Annotated in this window: 4 protein-coding genes; all 4 read left to right on the forward strand. The window is 43.0% G+C overall.

Annotated elements, in window-relative coordinates; genetic code table 11:
• Positions 1 to 3,040 (forward strand): SusC/RagA family TonB-linked outer membrane protein (locus E1163_RS04140; protein WP_155169771.1); only part of this gene is annotated, 3,040 nt, incomplete at its 5' end.
• 12 nt (positions 3,041 to 3,052) lie between these two features.
• Positions 3,053 to 4,660, forward strand: coding sequence for a RagB/SusD family nutrient uptake outer membrane protein (locus E1163_RS04145; RefSeq protein ID WP_155169773.1), 1,608 nt, complete (start codon positions 3,053 to 3,055; stop codon positions 4,658 to 4,660).
• Positions 4,661 to 4,684: 24 nt separating this feature from the next.
• A complete protein-coding gene (locus E1163_RS04150; RefSeq protein ID WP_155169775.1) occupies positions 4,685 to 5,731 on the forward strand; it encodes an IPT/TIG domain-containing protein in 1,047 nt (348 codons plus the stop codon).
• Positions 5,732 to 6,050: 319 nt separating this feature from the next.
• Positions 6,051 to 7,250, forward strand: a complete 1,200-nt coding sequence (locus E1163_RS04155) for a glycoside hydrolase family 27 protein (protein WP_155169778.1) — start codon at positions 6,051 to 6,053, stop codon at positions 7,248 to 7,250.
• Positions 7,251 to 7,278 lie beyond the last annotated feature (28 nt).

Consider the following 7,278-nt stretch of genomic DNA (forward strand, 5'->3'; position numbering starts at 1 on the left):
TACAATCTTTGAAAAAGGAACGACCAATGGTACGGCTTCTGATTCGGACGGAAATTTTAAAATAACCGTTTCAGACAATGCCACATTGATTTTTAGCTTCATTGGATTTAGCCCTCAGGAAATACCTGTCAATGGGCAGACAACAATTGATGTTGAGCTGGAAGAGGACATTAGTATGTTGGGCGAAGTTGTTGTTATAGGCTATGGGTCTATTGAAAAGTCAGATGTAACCACATCAATATCTTCTCTCGATCAGGAAAAAATACAGAACCTGCCTGTTGCAGGGATAGACCAGGCGATTCAGGGGCGACTGGCCGGAGTATCTGTTAGCTCCAATGGAGGACAACCGGGGGGGGGTGTATCTGTTCGCATTAGGGGATTAACCTCAGTGAATGGTAACGAGCCGCTCTACGTCATTGATGGGGTTCCGGTAGCTGCTGAAAGCACTTCGCTTAACCAGAACTTCCTGGGCGGAGGCGAGGGACAAACCACCCAAAGTGTGCTGGCTACACTTAACCCTTCTGATATCGAATCTATCGATGTGTTAAAAGATGCATCAGCTCAGGCTATATACGGCTCCAGAGCTGCAAACGGTGTGGTATTAATTACCACCAAAAAAGGAAGGATAGGAGAGGGGAAGCTTACTTTTAACACTTATTATGGTGTTCAGACTATCCCTAAGAAACTTGATGTCCTGAATTTGCAGGAATATGCAAGGTATCAGAATGCAGTAACAGCAGAAATCAATGAAGTGACAGGAGGGAACATGGCCGTTAATCCTGAACTTGCTGATCCTTCGGTTTTAGGGCATGGTACTGACTGGCAGGATGAAATATATCAAAAAGGACATGTACAAAGCAATGTTCTGGCCCTGTCGGGAGGTCAAAATAAAACCAATTATTACTTTTCATTAGGACAGTTTAATCAGAAAGGTATTCTGGCTGGGACTGATTTTGAAAGGTACTCGATGAGAGCCAGTGTTGATAGCGATCTTAAAGATTGGCTTACTGCCGGCTTTAGTGTAAACGCAAGCAGGAGCAATCAGCGCATAGGGCTTACTGACGCATTTGACGCGGTAACAAGTGTTGTTCTTTATAATAGCCCGGCAGCACCGGTAAGAGATGTAAATGGAGATTATGTAGGGCAGATCAGGGTTGGGAATGCGCTGGTGGGTAATCAATCCAATCCTGTGGCACTTGCTAATTTAAGGGATGTTCGGTCTATAAACTCACGGATCATAGGCTCAATTTATGGAGAGATCAAGTTTATAGAAGGTCTTTCTTTAAGAAATGAATTGAACTATGATTACACACTGGCTGATGGCAAGGCTTTTCAACCCTTTGTGGAAAATGAAGCCCTTAATGTGAGTATAATTAGCCCAAGCAAGCTTATGGAGCAAAGAAATCAAAGCTTGTACTACGCATTTAAAAATTACTTAACATACAATAAGTCGTTTGGTGGTGGTGAACATAATATATATGTAACGTTAGGGCACGAAGCCCAACATAGTGAATTTGATTATCTACAGGCCAGCAGGCAAAACCTGACTTTGAATTTACCCTCACTGGCTGCCGGTGAAGGGGGTAATGACTCGGGAGAAAAAATTAATGCAGGAGCTGGTGAATGGGCGATGGAATCATACTTTGGAAGGTTAAACTACTCCTACAAAGACAGATATGCCATAAGTGCAACGTTAAGGGCTGATGGCTCTTCAAGCTTTGGATCAAACAACAGATGGGGATATTTCCCTGCTGTGTCTGCTGCATGGACTATCACCAATGAGCCCTTTGCAAATGACCTGCCCGTTGTAAACAGCCTGAAATTAAGGGCTGGATATGGTGCCGTAGGAAATCAAAATACAGGAGCTAACTTATATACGGCCAATGTAACCCTGATCAATATTTCTGCCTTTGGTAATGGAAGTGTGCCTGCCAATGTGCCCAACCCGGACCTGGGGTGGGAGTCTGTTGTAACTTATAATGCGGGTATTGATGCATCATTATTGGACAGTAAGATCGATCTTACTGTGGATGTATACAAGAAGATCTCCACTGATATGCTTCTAAACGCACAGTTAGGGGCTTATTCCGGACTGGGGACTGAATGGGACGACATAAAAACTCCGGTAGCTAACGATGGGCAAATTACCAATAATGGAATAGATATTAGTTTGACCAGTAAAAATATTAGCAAACCAAATTTCACATGGACAACCGCTGCAGTATTTAGCCATTATAAAAATGAGCTGGATTTCTTAAATACTTCCGAAGCTGCCATAAAAGGTGAATTTGATGAATATGGTACTAAATCGCTGATAGCCTATACCCAGGCCGGACATCCGGTAGGAGTGTTCTATGGTTATGTAACCGATGGATTGTACACCACCGAAGAAGAACTTAACAGCCTTGAAACAGGACTGGATGTAAAGCCTGATGGCTTGTGGTTAGGAGATGTCAAATATAAGGACCTTGACGGCAACGGTATTATTGATGATCAGGATGTGCAGGTTATTGGTGATCCTAACCCTGACTTTACTCTGGGTTTAACTAATACGGTAAGTTATAAAGGAATTGATTTGAGTGTATTTGTTTATGGAAGTTTCGGCGGAGACATTTTCAACTATACCCGTAGACAAACTGAAGCTTTGAACAATTTGTACAACAATCAGGCATCTAGTGTTTTGGACCGGTATACGGCAGAAAATACTGATACTGATATGCCACGATATAACCAATGGCATGACAATAACCGCAGAATATCAGACAGGTACATAGAGGATGGTACCTATGTGAGACTTCAAAATGTGCAGTTGGGCTATAATTTCCCGAGCAAGCTGATAAGCAAAGCCAAGATCTCCGCATTGAAGCTATATATCTCAGGTCAAAACCTGGTGACCTTTACCGACTATAGTGGATATGATCCTGAATTGGGTAAGGTCAGCGATCAGGCAAACAGTAGCAGAGGTATACTGATCAATGTTGACAATGGTCGTTATCCTGTGCCCCGCTCATACACAGTCGGTTTAAATATTGAATTTTAAAACATGAGAAAGATGAAGACTCAATTCACATTAATAATAAGCTTTATCCTTAGTTTAACGATATCGTCATGCGAAAAGGAGTACCTGGAATACCCTTCCACTACCCAACCCACGGTTGATAACTACTACAACTCAGCCGAGGAGGTTTACGGCGCGACAGGTTTGTTGTATGGCCGTGTATGGAACAGGTGGTTCGATAAGGCATTTACCTCAGTAGGTGATGTGCTGGGAGGTACCGTAACAGGTGTTGCCGGAAATCCGCAATATAACTCATTCTACAATTTTAACATACAGAGTACTGATGGGCTGGTGGGTGATACATGGACCTCCTGTTACAAGGCGGCCGGGAATGCTTCTGTATTAATAGAAACCTTTGAATTGAAAAAGGAACAAATAGGTGAGCAGCCATTTTTGACCATAGGAATAGCGGAAGCCAGGTTTATCAGGGCCTTTGCTTACTTCTATATAGCACGTACGTTTGGTGATGCCCCAATTGTTGAAAGTCCGTTGGAATTGACCAAATCAGGCAGTGGCCTAGTACCCAGGTATTTTCAGGCCGATGTACTGCGGTTTGCTATCGAGGATTTGAAGTTTGCCGAAGAAAACTTGCCGGAAGTGGCTTATCAGTTAGGGAGGGTTACCTCATACTCTGCCAAGGGGATGATGGCCAAAGTCTATCTCTACATGAAAGATTATGAGAACGCGAAAGCAAAAGCAAAAGAAGTAATAGACTACGCAAATGCCACGGGGCTAGTCGGTTTGTATCCTAATTATAATGAATTATTCACTTCTTCTGCTGTAGGTAGAGGAAATGTAGAATCCCTGTTCGCCTTGCAATGGACAGCAGACGCCAGTTGGGATGGTGGTAATCGTTTTATGACCTATGCAGCGCCTAAGCCATTGGTTGCACCGGCACCTACCAATTCAACAGCGGGATGGTCTGCCGTAGTACCTTCAATAGATATGCTCGATCCTGCCACTGGATATGCTCCAGGAGATATGAGGCGTCAATGGTCAGTGATGGAGCAGGGCTTCCATAGGGATGATTGGGTGAATGACAGTTACCCCAATGGTTTTACTTATGATACTACAGGATTAACAACTGATAATACTTACATTTTTACGGCTACAAGATCAAATATTCAAAAATATATGGTAGGTCCTAACAGAACTGGCGAGCCTGTGACTACTGATGCTCATAGCAGTATGCCTACTTACATTCTTCGCTATGCCGATGTGCTTTTGATCTATGCTGAAGCCGTTATGGGGGGATCGGGAGCTACGGCAGATGCTCTTGCACTGGAAGCTTTTAACGCGGTTCACACCAGGGCAGGGTTGGATCCTGTCACCAACCTCACCATGGATGAGCTATTGCATGAACGTAAAGTGGAATTTGCTTTCGAGGGGGATTACTGGTTTGATATACAACGTCAGGGATTAGCCAAAGCCAGTCAAATGGTGGCCAGTCAGGAAAGAGGGACATACGGTGATAACAGGGTATTAAACAGTTTTAAAGCCACAATACCCTCAGGCTTTGATCTTTACCTGCCTGTACCTCAAAGTGAAACAGTTATTAACCCTCTGTTATTGGATGATCCTGTTTCTTATTACGAAGATTAATAATTCTGAATAAAAAATACTGACATGAAAAAATATATAAATACATCCTTATCCATAGTGCTGCTTTTGTCAGTGCTATTATATGCATGTGATCTGGAAGAGCCAGCACCAGCCGGTGCATCAGATAACCCTCAGGTAAGTGAGGTCATACCTGCTGAGGGTACGGCTAATCAGACTTTAACTTTAAAAGGAAGCGGGTTGGGGAATATCACTTCGGTAGTGTTCTCGGGCAATGATGCTTCAGTTTATATAAATCCGACACTCAATACAGGAGAAGCATTTATCTTCCATGTACCGATAGATGCTGCTGTTGGTGAGCAGGATATAGTTTTTACCAACGGAAAGGGAGTGTCGTTTACAGTACCCTTCAAGGTACTTGGGTTTGCTACCATAACTGATGTTTCTAACTACAATTTCAGCGAAGGGGACGAACTCACTTTAACGGGTAAAAACCTGGATGATGTTTCGCGGGTTTTGATTACCGGCACCACAACCGAAGTTGCTATTGTATCTAAAACAGCTACATCTTTGACGGTGAAAATGCCCGCCAGTGATCTGAATGAGCTTACACTTTCCATTGAAAATTTAGCAGGTGTAAAAGAAACAGAGCAGGTATTTGTGAACAGAGATAAAGCATTTTTGATTTTTACAGATGAATATGCTCCGGGTTACTCTGACCAATCTTGGTTTAGTCCTGCGACTATTAGCACTGATGTATTTAAATCCGGTACTGCATCAGTAGCTAAAACGTATAAGCCCTGGGATATTTTTGGGTTTGGATGGACCAATACTGAAAACGATGACTTCAAGTACTTGTCTTTCTGGATGAAAGGAGCGTCCATTGATCTGGATCTTTACATAATAACAGATAAAAGTGAAAGCACTTGGGAAACATGGAAAGATTATAACAAAATAACAGTTCCTGCTAATGAATGGACTTATTTTAAGATTCCCGTCGATCAATTGAAATTGTGGGAAACGGGTTCTCCATGGGGCATATTAGTATGGAGAATTCAGGATGTTATTGAGGGGCAGACTGTATACATTGACGATGTCATGTTTATTCGCTAAAACCTTACTGAAATAAATAGTAGTACTCTTCATAAATGTTGTGAAAAGAGTTGTGTCGAAAGCTATGGATGCCGAAAGTCTGATTGGTTGATCAGGATACGGAATCCCCGCCCGAAAGGCAGTTTGATGCCATTTAGGAAGGATAATTAGCTGCTGATGCGACTCTTTTCTTTTTGCCATTTACTTAATTATCACATGAAATGACCATAAGCCTAAGCTATGCCAACTGAAGATGAATGTAAATGACATTTTAGGGTCGTAAGGCAGATCTTAAGTACTTTGGCTATGCCATGGACCATTGAAAACAAATCAAAGACACATGAGATATTTGCTTATTGCCGCTTTAATTTTTCTATCCCTTAACCTGCAAGCTCAAAAGTTCGAAGGGCTGGCGCCAACACCTCCTATGGGATGGAACAGTTGGAATACATTCGCCACTGACATCAATGAACAGTTGGTAAAGGACATCGCTGATAAGTTTGTAGAGTTGGGACTCAAAGATGCAGGATACGAGTACATTGTACTGGATGATGGATGGATGGCCAAAGAACGGGATGCTAACGGTAACCTGGTGGCAGATCCTGAAAAATTTCCCAGTGGAATGAAGGCATTGGCAGCGTATGTCCATTCCAAAGGGTTGAAATTTGGCTTATATAACTGTGCAGGCTCTGAAACCTGCGCCGGTTATCCCGGTAGTCGGGGTTATGAATACCAGGATGCCCGCCTTTACGCTTCATGGGATATTGATTTTCTGAAATATGACTGGTGCAATACGGAAAAGCTAAATGCCGAAGGCGCTTATATGACCATGAGGGATGCCCTGGCTAAAGCCGGCCGGCCGGTTGTGTTCAGCATTTGCGAATGGGGTGACAACGAGCCCTGGAATTGGGGGCAGGAGATTGGTCACATGTGGCGTGTTTCAGGCGATATTTCTAATTGCTGGGACTGTGAAGACGATCACGGCACGTGGTCATCATGGGGTGTGTGGAAGATCATTAATATGCGTAAAAATATCAGATCAGCTACAGGTCCTAACCATTGGAATGATTTTGATATGATGGAAGTGGGAAATGGCATGACAGCCGCAGAAGACAGGAGCCATTTTGCCATGTGGAGCATGTTGGCATCGCCGCTCATCATGGGCAATGACCTGCGCTCAGCAACTGAAGAGACCATAAAAACGCTTACGAACAAAGAAGTGATCGGGGTAAATCAGGACTCTCTGGGCATTCAGGGATTTCGCGTCTCCAATGAAGGTAATATTGAAATTTGGGCTAAACCACTGGCCAACGGCTCATGGGCGATGACTTTTGTTAACATGAATGAAAAACCCGCCGAACTAAGTTTCGACTGGAGTGAACATAAAATTACTGATGCTGAAACCGGTAAGGGGTTAAATACGAAGGAAAAAACTTATCAGGTAAGGGATTTATTCAATCACAAAAAGTTGAAAAACACAAAAAGCAAACTTAAAGCCACCATCGGTGTACACGATGTGTTGATGGTCAGGTTGGATTGATTTACATTCTTTCAACCCTCCAAGGGTT

The organism is Fulvivirga kasyanovii, assembly GCF_009711405.1.
GTDB classification, from domain to species: Bacteria; Bacteroidota; Bacteroidia; order Cytophagales; family Cyclobacteriaceae; genus Fulvivirga; species Fulvivirga kasyanovii.